Annotated in this window: 12 protein-coding genes; 7 read left to right on the forward strand and 5 right to left on the reverse strand. The window is 39.3% G+C overall.

The genetic code is table 11. The annotated features are described in order from the left end of the window. Positions 1-111 precede the first annotated feature (111 nt). Together GD597_RS10810 and GD597_RS10815 are read left to right on the forward strand one after the other, a co-directional pair. The gene (locus GD597_RS10810) at positions 112-783 is read left to right on the forward strand and encodes a lipoprotein signal peptidase (protein ID WP_171607876.1); all 672 of its coding nucleotides are present in this window, start codon (positions 112-114) and stop codon (positions 781-783) included. Positions 784-901: 118 nt separating this feature from the next. Beyond that, a complete protein-coding gene (locus GD597_RS10815) occupies positions 902-2119 on the forward strand; it encodes an FtsX-like permease family protein (protein ID WP_171607877.1) in 1218 nt (405 codons plus the stop codon). 245 nt (positions 2120-2364) lie between these two features. Here the strand turns inward: GD597_RS10815 and GD597_RS10820 are convergent, their stop codons facing one another. Continuing rightward, positions 2365-3297, reverse strand: a complete 933-nt coding sequence (locus GD597_RS10820) for a 1-acyl-sn-glycerol-3-phosphate acyltransferase (protein ID WP_171607878.1) — start codon at positions 3295-3297, stop codon at positions 2365-2367. Positions 3298-3367: 70 nt separating this feature from the next. Here GD597_RS10820 and GD597_RS10825 point away from each other — a divergent pair, with 70 nt between their 5' ends. After that, a complete protein-coding gene (locus tag GD597_RS10825) occupies positions 3368-5428 on the forward strand; it encodes an OPT family oligopeptide transporter (protein ID WP_171607879.1) in 2061 nt (686 codons plus the stop codon). 134 nt (positions 5429-5562) lie between these two features. Here the strand turns inward: GD597_RS10825 and GD597_RS10830 are convergent, their stop codons facing one another. Continuing rightward, a complete protein-coding gene (locus tag GD597_RS10830) occupies positions 5563-6423 on the reverse strand; it encodes an AraC family transcriptional regulator (protein WP_171607880.1) in 861 nt (286 codons plus the stop codon). Positions 6424-6590: 167 nt separating this feature from the next. Between GD597_RS10830 and GD597_RS10835 the strand changes: the two genes are divergently transcribed. Together GD597_RS10835 and xylA are read left to right on the forward strand one after the other, a co-directional pair. Further along, positions 6591-8066 (forward strand): xylulokinase, encoded by a 1476-nt coding sequence (locus GD597_RS10835; protein ID WP_171607881.1) that lies wholly within the window; start codon positions 6591-6593, stop codon positions 8064-8066. A 131-nt stretch (positions 8067-8197) separates the two neighbouring features. Next, on the forward strand, positions 8198-9526 hold the full coding sequence (gene xylA / locus GD597_RS10840) for a xylose isomerase (protein WP_171607882.1): 1329 nt from the start codon (positions 8198-8200) through the stop codon (positions 9524-9526). A gap of 143 nt (positions 9527-9669) precedes the next feature. Here the strand turns inward: xylA and GD597_RS10845 are convergent, their stop codons facing one another. Beyond that, positions 9670-10812 carry an inorganic phosphate transporter gene (locus GD597_RS10845; protein ID WP_171607883.1) on the reverse strand — a complete coding sequence of 381 codons (1143 nt, stop codon included), beginning with the start codon at positions 10810-10812 and terminating at the stop codon, positions 9670-9672. 62 nt (positions 10813-10874) lie between these two features. Beyond that, on the reverse strand, positions 10875-11519 hold the full coding sequence (locus tag GD597_RS10850; protein WP_171607884.1) for a DUF47 domain-containing protein: 645 nt from the start codon (positions 11517-11519) through the stop codon (positions 10875-10877). A gap of 122 nt (positions 11520-11641) precedes the next feature. On the opposite strand from GD597_RS10850, the gene GD597_RS10855 reads away from it, so the two are divergent. Continuing rightward, positions 11642-12949 (forward strand): porin, encoded by a 1308-nt coding sequence (locus tag GD597_RS10855; RefSeq protein WP_171607885.1) that lies wholly within the window; start codon positions 11642-11644, stop codon positions 12947-12949. A 202-nt stretch (positions 12950-13151) separates the two neighbouring features. On the opposite strand, the gene GD597_RS10860 is transcribed toward GD597_RS10855, so the two are convergent. After that, positions 13152-13838 (reverse strand): GNAT family N-acetyltransferase, encoded by a 687-nt coding sequence (locus GD597_RS10860; RefSeq protein WP_171607886.1) that lies wholly within the window; start codon positions 13836-13838, stop codon positions 13152-13154. 398 nt (positions 13839-14236) lie between these two features. Between GD597_RS10860 and GD597_RS10865 the strand changes: the two genes are divergently transcribed. Further along, positions 14237-17053, forward strand: a complete 2817-nt coding sequence (locus GD597_RS10865) for a TonB-dependent receptor (protein WP_171607887.1) — start codon at positions 14237-14239, stop codon at positions 17051-17053. Positions 17054-17061 lie beyond the last annotated feature (8 nt).

The following is a 17061-nucleotide window of genomic DNA, read 5'->3' on the forward strand; positions in this document are numbered from 1 at the left end:
AGCCTGTATATAACCATTTTTTTGTAGTTGGGCAAGGCCATATTAAAGCATTTGTTAAGTTCAATGGCACAGTAACCAATTCCCTTATCTTTGCCCGAAAATACTAACACAGTGAAGGGTAAATACGTTGCGCTTATTATTATTTTAATATTATTGGCCGATCAGGCACTGAAATTTTATATTAAAACCACCTATTATCTGGCGGAAGAACATGTTATTTTGGGAGATTGGTTCAAGCTGCACTTTGTAGAAAATGAAGGTATGGCCTGGGGCTGGAAGTTTGGTGGCGATTTTGGCAAAATAATACTTACACTTTTTAGGTTGGTAGCCGTAATTTTTGGAACTTTTTACCTGCGCAATATTGTGCGTAAAGGGTATCATAAAGGATTTATTGTTTGTGCTGCACTTATTTATGCAGGTGCGTTGGGCAATTTGCTGGATAGTATGTTTTATGGCTTATTGTTTAGCGATAGTCAAACTTTTTTGGTAGCACAATTTTTGCCCGAAACAGGTGGATATACATCTTTTTTGCATGGCAAAGTGGTAGATATGTTGTACTTCCCCATTATTAAAGATACCACTTTCCCCACCTGGGTGCCTTTTTGGGGTGGTCAGGATTTTGAATTTTTCAGACCCGTTTTTAACCTGGCCGATGCTTCTATTTCAACCGGTGTGATAGCCCTATTATTATGGCAAAAAAAGTTTTTCCCAAAGCACGATGAGGAACAACATTCTACCGTAGAAACCGAAGCTTTAACAGACGATAAAGCACAGGTAATGTAAATAATTAAAATGCCTTTTATTAGGCATTTTTTATTTTAGGTACTTTGTGTGTAAACTAATGAATGCTATAGTATCTTTCCATCTTGCTATATTTATTAATACAATTTAATTATTACCATTGAACTGGCTTTTTGCTTGGCGATACTTCAGGTCTAAAAAATCGGCCAATGCTATTAATATTATAGCATGGATTAGTGTGCTGGCCATTGCCGTAGGTACAGCTGCCTTAATTATTGTATTAAGTGTATTTAATGGGTTTGAAGATTTGGTAAAGGGTCTTTACAGCGATTTTTATTCTGATATTAGAATTAGCCCCGCCACCGGAAAATTTATTGACTTTACGCCTGATGTACTGCAAAAAATAGAAACTATTCCCGGTGTAGCCCATTATAGCGCCTATATTGAAGAGAAAGCCGTTTTGGTAAATGGCGATTATCAAACCATTGCTGTTATGAAGGGTGTTGATGAGCAATATATTACTGTAAACGGATTGATAAAACATATAGAGCGTGGTGAGTATAATTTAGGCACTTCAGAAGCACCGGCAATTATTGCGGGTACCGGCATTAGCAATGCCGTGGGTGCCGATCCGGAAAATACACTGGCCAATCTGATTATTTATTTACCCAACCGTAAAGCCGCCAACTTTAGCAGCATGGATGCCATGCACTCCTACAATATTCAAACAGCCGGCGTATTTGCCGTGCAGCAGGAGTTTGACGATAAGTATGCTTTTACCAACCTGGCCTTTATGCAGTATATGCTCGATCTTGCCCCGCAGCAGTTTAGCGGTGTTGAAATTGCGCTAACCCCCAATGCAAAAGAGTCTGCCGTAAAACAGGCGCTGGCCGGTATATTGGGTAGTAAGTATTCAGTTCAAACCAGGTACGAGCAAAACAAAAGCCTGTTTAGTATTATGCAGGTAGAAAAATGGGTTATATATGGCATTCTTTCCCTGATATTAATAGTGGCTTCGTTTAATATGATTGGCGCCTTAACCATGCTGGTGCTGGAAAAACAAAAAGATATAGCAGTGCTAAAAGCCATGGGTGTAACTGCAGGGGGTATACAACGTATTTTTCTGTCAGAAGGGTTGGTACTTGCGGGGGTAGGTGGCGGTGCAGGTTTATTACTCGCATTTATAATTTGTATGGTGCAAATACAGTTTCATATTATTCAATTAACGGGCAATACTTTTATTATTGATTATTATCCGGTAAAAATGTATGGTGCAGATTTTTTGCTGGTAGCTGTAACTGTAATTACGGTTGCGTTACTAGCCGCCTACATTCCTTCCCGAAAAGCGGCCACACAAATATTTTCACTAAAAAGCTAGGATAATTTTTGGTTACCGGCAATGGTGCTAAGGTCAGCTACTCTTGCGTCGCACTCTTGTGCGTTCGGTAATGCTACTCTGCAATGCGGGGTCATCCATTATACTTAACCTCAATTAAAAATGGCGTAGTGTAAAACACCATTTATGCGCAGGCACTGTAGCTTGTTTTTTGCTGCCACTATATCTAACAGCACAAGAGTGCGACGCAAGTAAAGCCAATTTATACTACCACAGCCGGGCTCATATTATTTTTTATATATCGTATAACAACGGGCCAGCAAGGGCATAACCAGCAATGCAAAAATGCCATAATAACCAGTGGTGAAATAAGAAATTATCAGCGCAATCATACCTGCATAGAAAGGATAAACAAAGGTTAATACGCCAAACATTACGCTATCAAAATGAATGTCTTTACGGGTAAGCGGCCATATTATTGCCCGCACAGGTATATACAATGGCGCATGTAGCATCCAACCTAAAAGCGCTGGTAAAGCCAGCAAATAACGCCGGGTATTGCCTATGGTAGTAAATAAATGCTGTATAAGATATAATTGTGCTAACTGGCTATGGGTTTCCTGGTTAATTTGATTAATAATGGCACCATCGTTTGTGGTGCCGTTAGTTAGAGATTCGCCAAACATTTGCCCAAAACTAATCTCTATATTTTTGCCAAACTGTGTAAAGGAATGGTATCTTAACCAAACAGGCAGTACCTGCGCAGGTATACCTTGTTGCCAGCAGCTTAGTACAATACGGGGCGCTCCTTTTTTTAGTGGCAGCAAAGTAGTTTGGTGCTCGCATAGGCCTTCTACAAATATTAATACAATACCATTGTTTTTTAAAACTTCAACTGATTGATTAAATGTTTGCTGGTTTAACGAAAGCTTTTCCTTTCCATCCCTGATGCGGTAAATGGGCATCATATTTAATTGTCGTAAAATGGCACGGGCCCATTTTTTATTAAATACATCGCCACGGGTAATAAAATGCACCGGTTGCTGCATAAATGCGCCTATCAATATGGCATCAAAAAATGAATTGGGGTGGTGAGCGGCAATTAGCAAAGGTCCTTTTGCCCTTAACTGCCCAGGGTTATGAAATACGATCTTCTTACAGAAAATCAATAGCGATAACCGTACCCATACTTTAATAAACAAATAAAAAATACGCTGCATAAAAATGAATACACTAAAAATAAGCACTAAAAAAACAAATGCCTTACATTTAAAAATTAAACCATGATGCATGAGTACTAAAAAACCGTTTAAGCCATTTGTTGCCCCCGAAACAAATATGAAAGAACTTACCGTAAAATCTATACTGGTAGGCAGTTTATTTGGAATAATATTTGGCGCCGCTACAGTTTATCTGGCATTAAAAGCCGGGCTTACTGTTTCTGCTTCTATACCTATTGCCGTTATAGCCATAACACTGGGTCGTCGGTTTTTAAAAACCACTATCCTTGAAAATAATATTATTCAAACCACAGGTTCGGCCGGCGAAAGCATTGCTGCCGGGGTGGCTTTTACCTTACCCGGTTTTATATTTTTATCCTCGCCGGATAGTGCTGCCTATTTTAATTATTTAACCATCCTTATTCTGGCCATTGTAGGTGGTTTACTGGGTACTTTATTAATGGTACCCTTACGCCGCGCCCTTATTGTGAATGAACACGATAACCTGCCTTACCCCGAAGGTACAGCCTGCGGAGATGTACTAAAAGCCGGCGAAAAAGGTGGCGACTTTGCCAAAACCGCTTTTTGGGGTTTGGGTGTTGCTTTCTCTTATGCCTTGCTGCAAAAAGTATTGCACATCATTGCCGAAGTGCCCTATTATGCCACAAAGCAAGCCAATAAATTTTTCCCTTCGGCCCGTGTGGCAGGAGAAATTACCCCTGAATATCTTGGGGTTGGTTATATCATTGGTTTTCGTATTGCCGGGGTGCTGGTGGCAGGTGGTGTATTAAGCTGGCTGGTATTTATTCCATTATTAGCTTCCATTGTACCTGCAGATACCATTGCCAGTCAGCTGGTAAAGCTGGGCTATTTAAAATCGTTAACTACAGCCGGTGGACAAGGTAATTGGGATCCTGCCACACATACTTTTAGCAATTATGCAGCGGCGGTATATTATGCATTTATTCGCCAGATTGGTGCCGGTGCGGTTACCGCCGGCGGTATTATTACCTTAATAAAAACCATCCCTACCATTATCAGCTCAGTAAAAGGTAGTGTTGCTTCTATAAAAGAAGGTAGAAACAGCAGTGCCAACAGTATACTTAGAACAGAAAGAGACCTTAGCTTAAAAGTGGTTGGCTTTGGTAGTCTTGGCTTAATAGCATTGATCACATTTTTACCACAGATACCCGGCGATAGCATTATTGCCCGCTTATTGGTGGGTGTGTTGGTGGTATTATTTGGTGCATTGTTTGTTACTGTTTCCTCCCGCATTGTGGGCTTAATCGGCTCATCCAATAATCCCATTAGCGGTATGACCATTGCCACAGTAATGGGTACCAGCCTTATTTTCTTAAGCGTTGGCTGGACGGGTCAATCGGCCGAGCCATTGGTTCTGGTAGTGGGAGGTATGATTTGTATTGCAGCCGCTAATGCCGGCGCCACTTCGCAGGATTTAAAAAGCGGCTACATTGTTGGCGCCACGCCACGAAACCAGCAAATAGCTTTATTTGTGGGCGCTATTGTATCTTCAATTGTAATTGGCTTAACCGTAAAATTCTTAGATAAACCCACCACCGAAATGATGGCGCAGGGTGTTCAACATGCTATTGGTACCGATAAATACCCTGCACCACAGGCCACTTTAATGGCAACGCTTATAAAGGGAATCCTATCTCAAAATCTGGATTGGCAATATATTTTTGTAGGTGTATTTCTATCAGTAGTAATGGAACTTTGCGGTATAAAATCACTCAGTTTTGCCGTTGGTGCTTACCTGCCATTAAGTACTACTTTACCCATATTTATTGGCGGTGCGGTTAGAGGTTTGGTAGAAAATAAACAAAAGAAAGCCAATATTACCGTTGTAGCCGAAGAGGAAGAACTCGGTAAAGGCAACTTATTTGCTACAGGATTGGTAGCAGGTGGTGCCATAGCCGGTGTATTAATTGCCTTTTTATCTGGTACAAGTGCAGGGGAGCAATTTCTTAATTCGGTAAATCTGGAGGGTAGTTTATCTGGAATAGCCGGCGAAGAAGGCTATTTTCTGTTAGGCGCACTATTTTTTGCGGCTATGGCATTTATGCTATATAGAGTAGGTATAAAAAAAGATGGGCCACCACTGGCTTAGTAAAGCATATAAAAAAAGCCTTCAGCAAAATATGTTGAAGGCTTTTTTTTCAAATACTTGTTATTGGCCAAGCAAATGAAATTGATGCAGCTTTACTTGCGTCGCACTCTTGTACTTTCTGATTATTAGGCAGCTTACATGCCGGTAGCATTTTTAATAAAATACTTTCTATACCGCGATGGAGTAGTTTTTTTCACTTTCAAAAACTGTTTATTAAAATTAGCCAGGGTATTAAAACCACTTTCGTAGCAAATGGCTTCAATTGATTTTTGGGTATCTATCAATTGTTTGCAGGCATAGCCAATTCTCACTTCATTTAAAAAATCAATATAGGTTTTCTTGGTGCTTTTTTTAAAATAACTGCAAAAAGCAGGCACACTCATTCTGGCATGTGCAGCCACTTCATTCAGTGTAACAGGCTCCTGAAAACGGGTAATGGTATATTGGTAAATTCTGTCAATCCTTTCTTTGTTTTTAGTGTTAAACTCTTTTACTTCCTGAGTTGACACTGTATCAAATTCTTTGGTTTTAACAATCAGCTGCAGGCATTCCATTAATAGAATTATACGTTCAAACCCTTCTGCAAATTCAAGTTCTTCAATAAATGGGGCCAACTGTATTCTGCAATCGCCTTTTATTTTTAAACCCTGGCAGGCAATATCCAGCAAGGCTTTAATTTCTCTGCTTTCGGGTAAACCCAGTAAATGCTGTCCCCAAAAATCATCACGAAACTGAACTACCACCGCACTGGTAATAAGTTCTTTAGTGGCTTTTTGAAACGTATGAGGCAAATTGCTGCCCAAAAAATAAATATCGCCGGTGCTAAACTCGCCAACATAATTACCTACAAAACTGGTACCTTCCCCTTCGGTAAATAAAATAAGTTCGTATTCTATATGCTGGTGCCAGGGCACTTCAAACTGAGGCGTACGATAGGTACGAGCCACAAATGAAGTATTCTCAGTTAAAGTTAGTTTTTCTATAATCGGTTTCATTCCTGCACTATATTAACCATTAAATATGCTCTCATACTACAATATTATTAAAATAGTTGTATTTTTCAACAATAAAGTGGATGAGTTTTTGCCCATACAGAAATAATTTAGCAGATAGTAAAATAATTTTCTAACGATTAACATTTGCCCGGCGGGCAGTTACCATTATGTTATTACTTGGTATAGATATAGGCACTTCTTCCATAAAGGTTTCTGTGGTAGATGCACAAACGCAACAGGCAGTGGCATCTGCCCAATACCCCGAAACGGAAGCATCTATTACTTCCCTGCAAAGCGGCTGGGCTGAGCAATCACCCGAAAGCTGGTGGCAATATATGCAACAGGCATTGGCCAAGGCACATGCTACTAAAGCCTATAATCCAGCTGATATTGCAGCCATTGGAATAGCTTACCAAATGCATGGGTTGGTATTGGTTGATAAAAACCAGCAGGTATTAAGGGATTCCATTATTTGGTGCGATAGTCGTGCAGTACCATATGGCGATGAAGCTTTTAAAGCCATTGGCGAAGAAAAGTGTTTATCGCACCTGCTTAATTCTCCCGGTAATTTCACTGCTGCAAAACTGGCCTGGGTAAAAGCCAACGAACCATCAGTTTATGAACGAATTGATAAACTGATGTTACCCGGTGATTATATGGCAATGCAGTTAACTGGAAATATCACCACCAGTGCTTCCTCTTTATCAGAAGGTATATTTTGGGATTTTAATACCGAAACAGTTTCCCGCGATATAATGGATTATTTTGAGTTTAGTGATGATTGCATACCCACCATACAACCGGTTTTTTCTTCTCATGGCCAGCTTAAGGCCGATATGGCTGCCTTGCTTTCTTTAACACCCGGTATTCCGGTTACCTATAAAGCCGGCGACCAGCCAAATAATGCATTATCATTAAATGTATTGGAGCCGGGCGAAGTGGCAGCTACGGCTGGTACTTCGGGTGTTATTTATGGGGTTAGCGATTCATTGGCTTATGATAAGCAATCAAGGGTAAACAGTTTTGCCCATGTAAACCATACTGCAGCGCAAAGACGTATAGGCGTATTATTATGTATAAATGGCACAGGCATACTTAACAGCTGGTTAAAGAAAACAGTTGGTGCCGGCATGAGCTATGCCGAATTAAATGCCGCCGCAACCGCAATTGCGCCAGGTAGCAATGGTTTATCTATTTTACCATTTGGTAATGGCGCAGAGCGTATGCTGAATAATAAAATGGTAGGGGCCCATTTGCAAAATATTGATTTAAATAAACACACTCCTGCACATATATACCGTGCCGGACAGGAAGGAATTGCTTTTGCATTTAGGTATGGGCTGGATATTATGCGCGAAAACGAAATGAAACCTGCCGTAATACGTGCCGGTAAAGCCAATATGTTTTTAAGTGATGTATTTGCACAGGCTTTTGTAAATGTTACCCAAACGCCAGTTGAATTGTATAACTGCGATGGCAGTGTAGGTGCTGCATTGGGTGCCGGTATTGGCGCCAATATCTTTAGTAATGCAAAGGAGGCTTTTAGCAATATGCAGCGGCTGCAAACCATTGAACCTACAGGTGCAGAAGAATATGAAGCACTTTACCAGCAATGGAAGCAGTATTTGCTAAAAGAATTATAGCTGAATTAATTATCCGAACGTACAAGAGTGCGACGCAAGTAAAGCCCCGGATATGCGATAAAGCCGGGTACAAAAAAGCAGTTTCGCCATTACTTTTATTATAAAACACTTATCATTTAAAACTACAAACTATGTCAGTTCTACTAGGAGAAAAAGAATTTTTTAAAGGCATTGGCCAAATACAATATGAAGGCCCTGCTACTGATAATCCACTGGCTTTTCGCTGGTATGATGAAAGCAAAGTTATTGCCGGTAAAACCATGAAAGAGCACCTGCGTTTTGCTTGTGCTTACTGGCATTCTTTCTGTAATACCGGTGGCGACCCCTTTGGCGAAGGCACCCATATTTTTGAATGGAACAATAAAGCCGATGCAGTTGAAAGAGCCAAAGATAAAATGGATGCGGCTTTTGAATTTATGACCAAAATAAACCTGCCATTTTATTGTTTTCATGATGTTGACGTAGTAGATTATGGCAACGATTTGGCCGAAAATGAAAGACGTTTACAGGCCTTAACTGCTTATGCTAAAGACAAACAGGCGGCCAGCGGTATTCAATTGTTATGGGGTACAGCCAATTTGTTTTCTCACCGCAGGTATATGAACGGCGCATCTACCAATCCTGATTTTCATGTATTGGCACATGCCGGTGCACAGGTAAAATTTGCACTGGATGCTACCATGGCTTTAGGTGGCCAAAACTATGTTTTTTGGGGTGGCCGCGAAGGCTATATGAGTTTATTAAATACCAATATGAAACGCGAACAGGAACACCTGGCCCGTTTTTTACATACCGCAAAAGATTATGCCCGCAGCAATGGTTTTACTGGTACCTTCTTTATAGAACCAAAGCCTTGTGAGCCTAGTAAACACCAATACGATTATGATTCTGCTACCGTAATTAGTTTTTTACGCCAATACGGATTAATGGATGATTTTAAACTTAATATAGAAGTTAACCATGCTACTTTGGCCGGACATACTTTTACCCACGAACTACAGGTAGCAGCCGATGCAGGAATGCTGGGTAGTATTGATGCCAACCGTGGGGATTACCAGAATGGATGGGATACAGATCAGTTCCCAAATGATGTGAATGAACTTACAGAAGCCATGCTGATTATTTTACAAGGCGGCGGTTTTGCAGGTGGCGGTATTAATTTCGATGCAAAAATTCGTCGTAACTCAACCGATCCTGCTGATTTGTTCTATGCACATATTGGCGGTATGGATACGTTTGCAAGGGCATTGGTAGTGGCCGATAAAATTTTACAGCATGGTGAATATGCCAATATAAAAACAAAGCGCTATGCCTCTTTTGATACTGGTGCAGGTGCCGATTTTGAAGCGGGTAAATTAACTCTTACCGATTTGAAAAATTACGCAGCTGCCAATGGAGAGCCGGCAGTAATAAGCGGTAAACAGGAATACCTGGAAAACCTGATAAACAGGTTTATTTAAAATAAAAAGCCCCGTTTTTAAAACGGGGCTTTTTTTATGTGTTAACCCAACTGTTATTTAATAATTAAGCTGTACTTGCGTCGCACTCTTGTGCAGTTAGATACTTTGGCTGGCAAAAAATGGTATACTGCCTGCACTTCACATTACTGGTGTATAAATAATTTCAACAAGTAATAAATACCGGCTGCCAATACACCACTAACCGGAATGGTAAGTACCCAGGCCCAGATTAAGGAGAAGGTAACACCCCAGCGTACAGCACTTAAACGCTTGGTAGCACCTACCCCAATAATAGAACCGGTAATAGTATGAGTTGTACTAACGGGTGCCCCCAGGTTGGCGGCTGTAAACAAAGTAATTGCACCAGCTGTTTCTGCACAAACCCCTTCCAATGGCGTAACCTTGGTTATTTTGGTACCCATGGTTTTAATGATTTTAGACCCGCCGCTTAAGGTACCCAAACCAATGGCTGTATAACAGGTCAACGGTACCCAAGCAGGTATTTGCTCCATAGAAGGTATATAGTTACTTGCCACCATAGCTGCACCAATAATACCCATTACTTTTTGCGCATCACTACCACCATGGCCAATACTAAACGCAGCAGAGGATACCAACTGCAATTTTTTATACATATTGGCAGTTTTGTAGGCATTTTCCCCTTTCAGGTGATTGTATAAATAAGTAAGAACAAATACAATACCCAATACCAGCAAAGCCCAAAACTCAAATGGCTTTTTAAAATCGATGAAAATTAAGCAGGATGCTACAACCGCAATAATTATGGAGAGTTTTACCCAAATATTCTTCTGTATGGTAACCAGGGTAATAAACATAGATATCACCATACCCACAATGGGTGCCAGTAAAATAAATAATAAGGTTAAGCTAATGCCTCCATCCAGCGACCAGTTAATGGCATCAAAACCGGAATGTGCAACCGCAGCCCCGGCAAAACCACCAATTAGCGTATGTGATGAGGAAGATGGTATACCATACCACCAGGTAAGCAGGTTCCAGAAAATAGCTGCCAGTACACCAGCCAACACCACCACTAAATCGTATTGCCCATGTTGTACAGTTTTGGCAACAGTATTGGCCACACCATGATCTCTGAAAATAAAATAGGCAACAAAATTGAAAAAAGCAGCCCACACTACAGCCTGTAAAGGGGTAAGTACTTTTGTTGATACAATTGTAGCAATGGAGTTGGCAGCATCGTGAAAGCCATTAATAAAATCGAATGCTATTGCCAGTACTATAATTACAAAAAGTAATATGGTCATAAAAACAATATAGTTATGCTTAGAAAAATTTATGTCTGCATGTATACCACTGAGGCGAGGTATTACGCGTATTTGATAATGATGGACTCTATTACATTGCCGGCATCTTCACATTTATCAGTTGCAGTTTCCATGGCATGATAAATTTCTCTTTTCTTAATCACCTCTTTTGCATCTGGTTCGGTTTCAAACAGGCGGTCAATGCTTAAATCATACACATCGTCGGCCTGGTTTTCTATACTGTTAACTTTTACCAAAGCATCAGTAATCTGGCGCATATTGCGCATGTTGCGCAATTCCATTACTGCGTTTCTAATTTGTAAAGAGCTTTGCTCAACCAGGTCGGCCATTTTTTGAATACCTATTTCGTTAGGGTTAACCCTGTAGAAGTTGATTTTTTTTGCAGCAGCATATATATAGTCGGCAATATCATCAAGTGCATTAGCCAATGAGTGAATATCCTCCCTGTCAAAAGGAGTAATAAAGTTGCGGCCTAACTCAGTAAATACTTTATGGGTAAGATCGTCGTTGGTATGTTCCATTGTTTCCAGCTGAGAAATCAATGCACCTCTTTTATCAAAATCCGGTTCATTAACTACTTTATTTAATACTGCTCCCATTTGGGCAACAGTTTCCGCCACTTCTTCAAATAAGGAGTAAAAAACCTTGTCTTTAGGCGAAAAAAACTTAAATAAATTAAGTGCCATACTTTAAAATTTTGTGCAAAAGTATCAGCCTTTGGTACTGTGTTGCCACCTGATACGGTTTGTTAACAATTTGATAATATAGCAGAAAATCCAATTAATACCTTTGCGCATATTATCATTTTATGAAATTATTGTTAACAAAACTGGTTTTGCTGTTATTTGTTTTTCAGGCTGTAAGTATTCAAATGGCTCAGGCTCAATTTCTTATGGATATGGTTGATACTACCAAAGATGTAGGTAAGGGTTTGCTTTCTATTTATAAGAAATATGATCATATTAAAATTGGGGGTTATATTCAATCCCAATATCAACAGGTAGAGGCAAAGGGTGCAAAGTCTTTCGAAGGGGGTGATTTTGCCACCAATGTAGATAATCGTTTTATGTTGCGCCGTGGTAGAATCAGGTTCGATTATGTACATTTTAGCAACAATACAAAACCTTCTGTTCAGTTCGTTTTTCAATTTGATGGCACAGAGCGTGGGGTATTTATCCGGGACTTCTGGGGCCGGGTTTTTGAAAATAACCTAAAATTATTCTCGCTGTCTACAGGAATGTTTGCACGCCCATTTGGCTATGAGCTAAATTTATCTTCATCCGATAGGGAATCTCCTGAAAGAGGCCGTATGTCTCAAATTCTTATGAAAACCGAAAGGGATATGGGAGCGATGATATCTCTTGAACCCCGTGGCCGCAACAACTGGTTGCATTATGTAAAAATAGATGCAGGTTTGTTTAATGGTCAGGGGCTAGCCGCCACGGCGGATTATGATTCTTATAAAGATTTTATAATAAGGGCAAATGCCAAACCCTTTCATCTTAACAAAAGCCTTTTGTTTTCTACTGGTATTTCCTATTTAAACGGCGGATTTATACAAAATAATAAATATGTATACAATATTGCTACCGTTAATGGGGTTACTGGCTTTACAGAAGATTCTACAAGTTCAAAAGTGGGTACCAGGCTGCCCAGAAAATATTATGGAGCCGATGCACAATTAAAATGGCTTCATGCCAACAATAGTGCTACAGAGTTAAGGGCAGAGTATTGGTGGGGTACACAAACAGCCAATGCCAGCAGTACTGAAACACCGGCAGTATTATTAACCGAGCCATATTATATACGACCTTTTAATGGTGCTTTTCTTTACCTGCTGCATTCCTTTGATAAGCACAACCAACTTGGTATAAAATACGATTGGTACGATCCCAATACCAAACTAAGTGCTGGTGAAATAGGTCAGGCAAATGGTTCAAAAGCGGCCGATATAAGATATAATACCATGGGTGCCGGCTATATTCATTATTTTGATGATAACCTTAAAGTAGTAGCCTGGTACAATTGGGTAAATAATGAACATACACAGCTAAGTGGATATACCAACAATGTCAAAGACAATGTATTTACCCTGCGTATGCAGTATAGGTTCTAAAAATAGCTAAGTGGTATTTGGTTACAAGCAAAAGAATATATGGCATCGCCGCTTGTGTCACACACTTATGCATTCTGGGCCATGGGCAACTAACTAATAGACTTGGTAATTGAAATATCAGGTAAGCTGGTTCAAATTTTTTGTAAAGAATAAGTAAAAGGGATTTGTCCTTTACAGTAATGTAATTACAAATCAACTCATTTCAGGCACCTGCCAAATGCCAGAAGCTTATTTTTCTTCTGGAAGTAAAACCTAGTGATTCGTATAAGGCAATAGCACCAGTATTGGTTGCAGCTACATGTAAAAAAGCCAATTTCCCCTGTGCAAATATATTATTTGCCGTATGGGTAATCAGTTGTTTTGCATACCCTTTACGTGTATGATGCGGATGTGTAACCACTGCACTTACTTCTATAAATGCATTCAGTTGCATTCGTTCTCCGGTTACCGCTACCAACTCCTTATTTTGGAAAATGCCATAATAATTACCCAAAGCTGCAGTATCCTTTCTAAAATAGCCGGGCTGCACCAGGTTTACCAGATTAAACAATGCTGGCATATCGGTTTCGGTTAATAATCTAATTTCGGTGCTAATAGTAATGCTAATGGGGTGTTCTATTATCATTTGCAGGCAAACCAATTCCTGTTGCAAGGTTAAACTGTTTGGATAAATGGGTTTTTGCCCTACCATAAAAAAATTATTGGTAAGGTTGGCATATTTTGCCAATGCCTCAGTCATATTTTCCTGTTGGGTAAAAGCGCCAAAAGGGCAATAATTTGGTTGGTAGAATTGTACATTATTGTTAGATATGGCAAAAGCTCGGTGGCTTTCTGAGAGTGCATACCATACCGGGTTGTCTAATTTCTCTATCTCTGTTATTTGTTGCATGAGTTTGCTAACTAATTCTAAACGATTGGGATAAATGTAATAAACTCTTTGTTATCACTACTGTATCATGCAAATAAATTGTATTGGTTTTATTGAGATTTGAATATGTAACACTGCATAAAATGCCTGAAAGCAAGTTATTTAATTGCCATTCCGAGATAACCTGCAATGGAAATATTCTGGCTTTCTTGCTGCCACAAAGGAGGAACCCTGAACCGGGCGTGGCAAGTAAAGCTGCCACGGGAGAGATTGCTGGCTAAATCAATATGTATTTTATTTTAAATTATTTGATGGGTTTTGCTTTGTTAACATTTAGGTAATATGCAGGTAACAATTGCTTAACCTTGTGTTAATATGGGAATAACATACCGGCTGCACCTTTGCAAAAATTAGAACACATGCAAGCACAGAGATATGTTAAATACATTGCTCTTATATTGATTTTTGTAATATCAACCCAAATACTCTTTGCCCAAACAGGTAAAATAGCCGGTAAAATTGTGGATGAAAGTAACCGCCCGGTAGCAGGCGCTGATATTAAAGTAATTGGTACAAACGTAGGTACATCTACCGATGCAGAGGGAAAATTTACCCTGGTAATTGCCTTAAATAAGAAATTTGAAATTGAAATTACAGCAGTTGGGTTTGCCACAAAGCATTTAACTGATGTAGAAGCTATTGCTGCATCTGTTAATGAATACAATGTTACACTGGTTGCTAAAACTAATAACTTGCAGGGTGTTACCGTTAAAACATCAGCCCGTAAAGAAAGCACCAATGCGTTGATACAATTTCAGAAAAATACCAGCGCAGTAGCTCAGGTAATTTCTGCAGAAGCCATTCGTCGCTCTCCGGATAAGAATACAGGTGAGGCATTGAAACGTGTAACGGGTTTATCTATACAGGAAGGACGTTATATTATTGTACGTGGTTTAAGTGACCGCTATAACCAGGCTATGTTAAATGGGGTATTGTTATCGAGTACCGAGCCTGACAGAAAAACATTCTCTTTTGATATTTTCCCATCAGCTATTGTAGAAAATATTATTGTAAACAAAACATTTATACCTGAATATTCTGCTGAGTGGGCGGGTGGCCTAATACAGGTAAATACCCGTGATATTCCTACCAAAGGTTTTTTGAATGTGCAGTTTGGCACCAATTTTAATACGAACACCATTGGTAAAGATTTTAATAGCTATACCGGTGGTAAAATTGATTGGTTGGGTTTTGATGATGGTGCAAGGGCACTGCCTGATGGGTTTCCTACTAAAAACAATTTTGGATCGGTAAGTGCTGAAGATAAAATTGCATTGGGTAAAACAGTAGCTGCTAAAAGTTGGGGTTATAATACCAATAGCAGTGCATTTGCTGGTTTAGGCCAATCTTTTCAAATGAATAGTGGTTTTGCTACAAAACTGTTTAAGAAAGATATAGGCGGCGTGGTAACCCTAACCTATAACAGATCGGTAAGAAACCTTGATTTTGATAACAGGTTATTTAATATTAACGACAGCAAAGCCGAAGCTTCTTTTGATTACCATAATAATAAATATACACAGGATGTATTGTGGGGTGCACTGGCTAATTTTTCCATGCGTTTTAATGCTAATAACAAAATTAGTTTCAGAAACCTGTTAAACGTTAATACATCGGATTTTACTACGTTGCGAACTGGTAAAGACTATGAGTCAGATGCGATTGTAGGTGAAAATGTGAAAGCATACGAATATGGTTTTAGAAATAATACCTTTTTTAATTCCCAGGTGAATGGTGAACATAATTTTCCGGGATTAAAAACTAAGCTTAACTGGTTTGGTAGTTTTAGTATTCTTGACCAATATGTACCACAGCAGCGCCGTATACAATATAATCAGGCGGCAGGTGATGCTAATGCTCCTTATCTTGCCTTATTATCTAATACCTTATCGCAAAAAACAGGTAGTGTATTTTATTCCAACCTGAACGACTATATTTATAATGCAGGTGGCGATATCACTAATAACTTTACCTTATTTAATAGAAAGCAAACCATTAAAGCTGGTTATAACCTGCAGGTGAAAGACAGGATTTTTGATTCCCGTCCGTTCTCTGTTTCATTACCATCTGATAATCCGGCTTTAAAAGCATTAGACCCAACACAATTATTTGCAGCTGAGAATTTTGGAACAGCTCAAAATCAACTACACTTTGATGAAATTACCGGTATATACTTCCGCTATATAGCCAACTCTATTTTAAATGCAGGTTATCTGCAATTTGATAACGCATTTACCGATTGGTTAAGGGTAGTTTGGGGTGGCCGTTATGAAAATTTTGACCAGCTGGTAGGTAGCGAATACAAAATAGATCCCCGTTACAGCCATAGCCAAACAGGAGATTTTTTACCTGCTGTAAATGCTACCATTAAACTGGATAACAAAACCAACTTGCGTATTGCTGGTTCACAAACTGTAATAAGGCCCGAGTTTAGAGAGTTAACAGGTACTGCCTTCTATGATTTTGAAATAGGTGCTACCATTATTGGTAATCCTAATCTGGTTAGAACAAAAGTTACCAATTTGGATGTACGTTATGAGTTATACCAAAAACCAGGTGAATTAATTACTGTAGGTGTTTTTTATAAATACTTTAAAAACCCAATTGAGCTGGCTTTTAACCAATCTGGTGCAGGCTCTTCCAGCATATTTAATTATGTGGATAATGATCAACTTAGCGCAAAATCTTACGGTGCAGAATTTGAGTTTAGAAAGAAGCTGGATTTTATCCCCGGTATGAGAAGGTTTACTGCACAGGGTAACATGTCCTTTATCTATAACCGCGTAACCTTTAATCAATCAGTATTAAACAGGCCAATGCAGGGTCAGTCGCCATATGTGTTGAATGCCGGATTACAATACGATGTAGAAGAAATTGGATTAAACACTACCTTATTATTTAACCAGGTTGGCCGTAGAATTATATATGTAGGTAATGAGCAATTGCCACCTGTATGGGAAGCGCCAAGACCTTTACTGGATTTGCAGATAGCTAAAAAGCTAATGAAGAATAAGGGTGAGGTAAAATTAAACATCACAGATCTTATTAATAGAAAAGCCTATTTCTATCATGATCTGAATGACAATAAAAAATATACTTCCGGGCTGGATGCATTGGCCCTGGCCAGAAGATATGGAACCGGTGTTAGTATTTCTTTTGTGTACAACATAAAATAATTATCAAA

Source organism: Limnovirga soli, from assembly GCF_013106755.1.
Classification (GTDB): domain Bacteria; phylum Bacteroidota; class Bacteroidia; order Chitinophagales; family Chitinophagaceae; genus Limnovirga; species Limnovirga soli.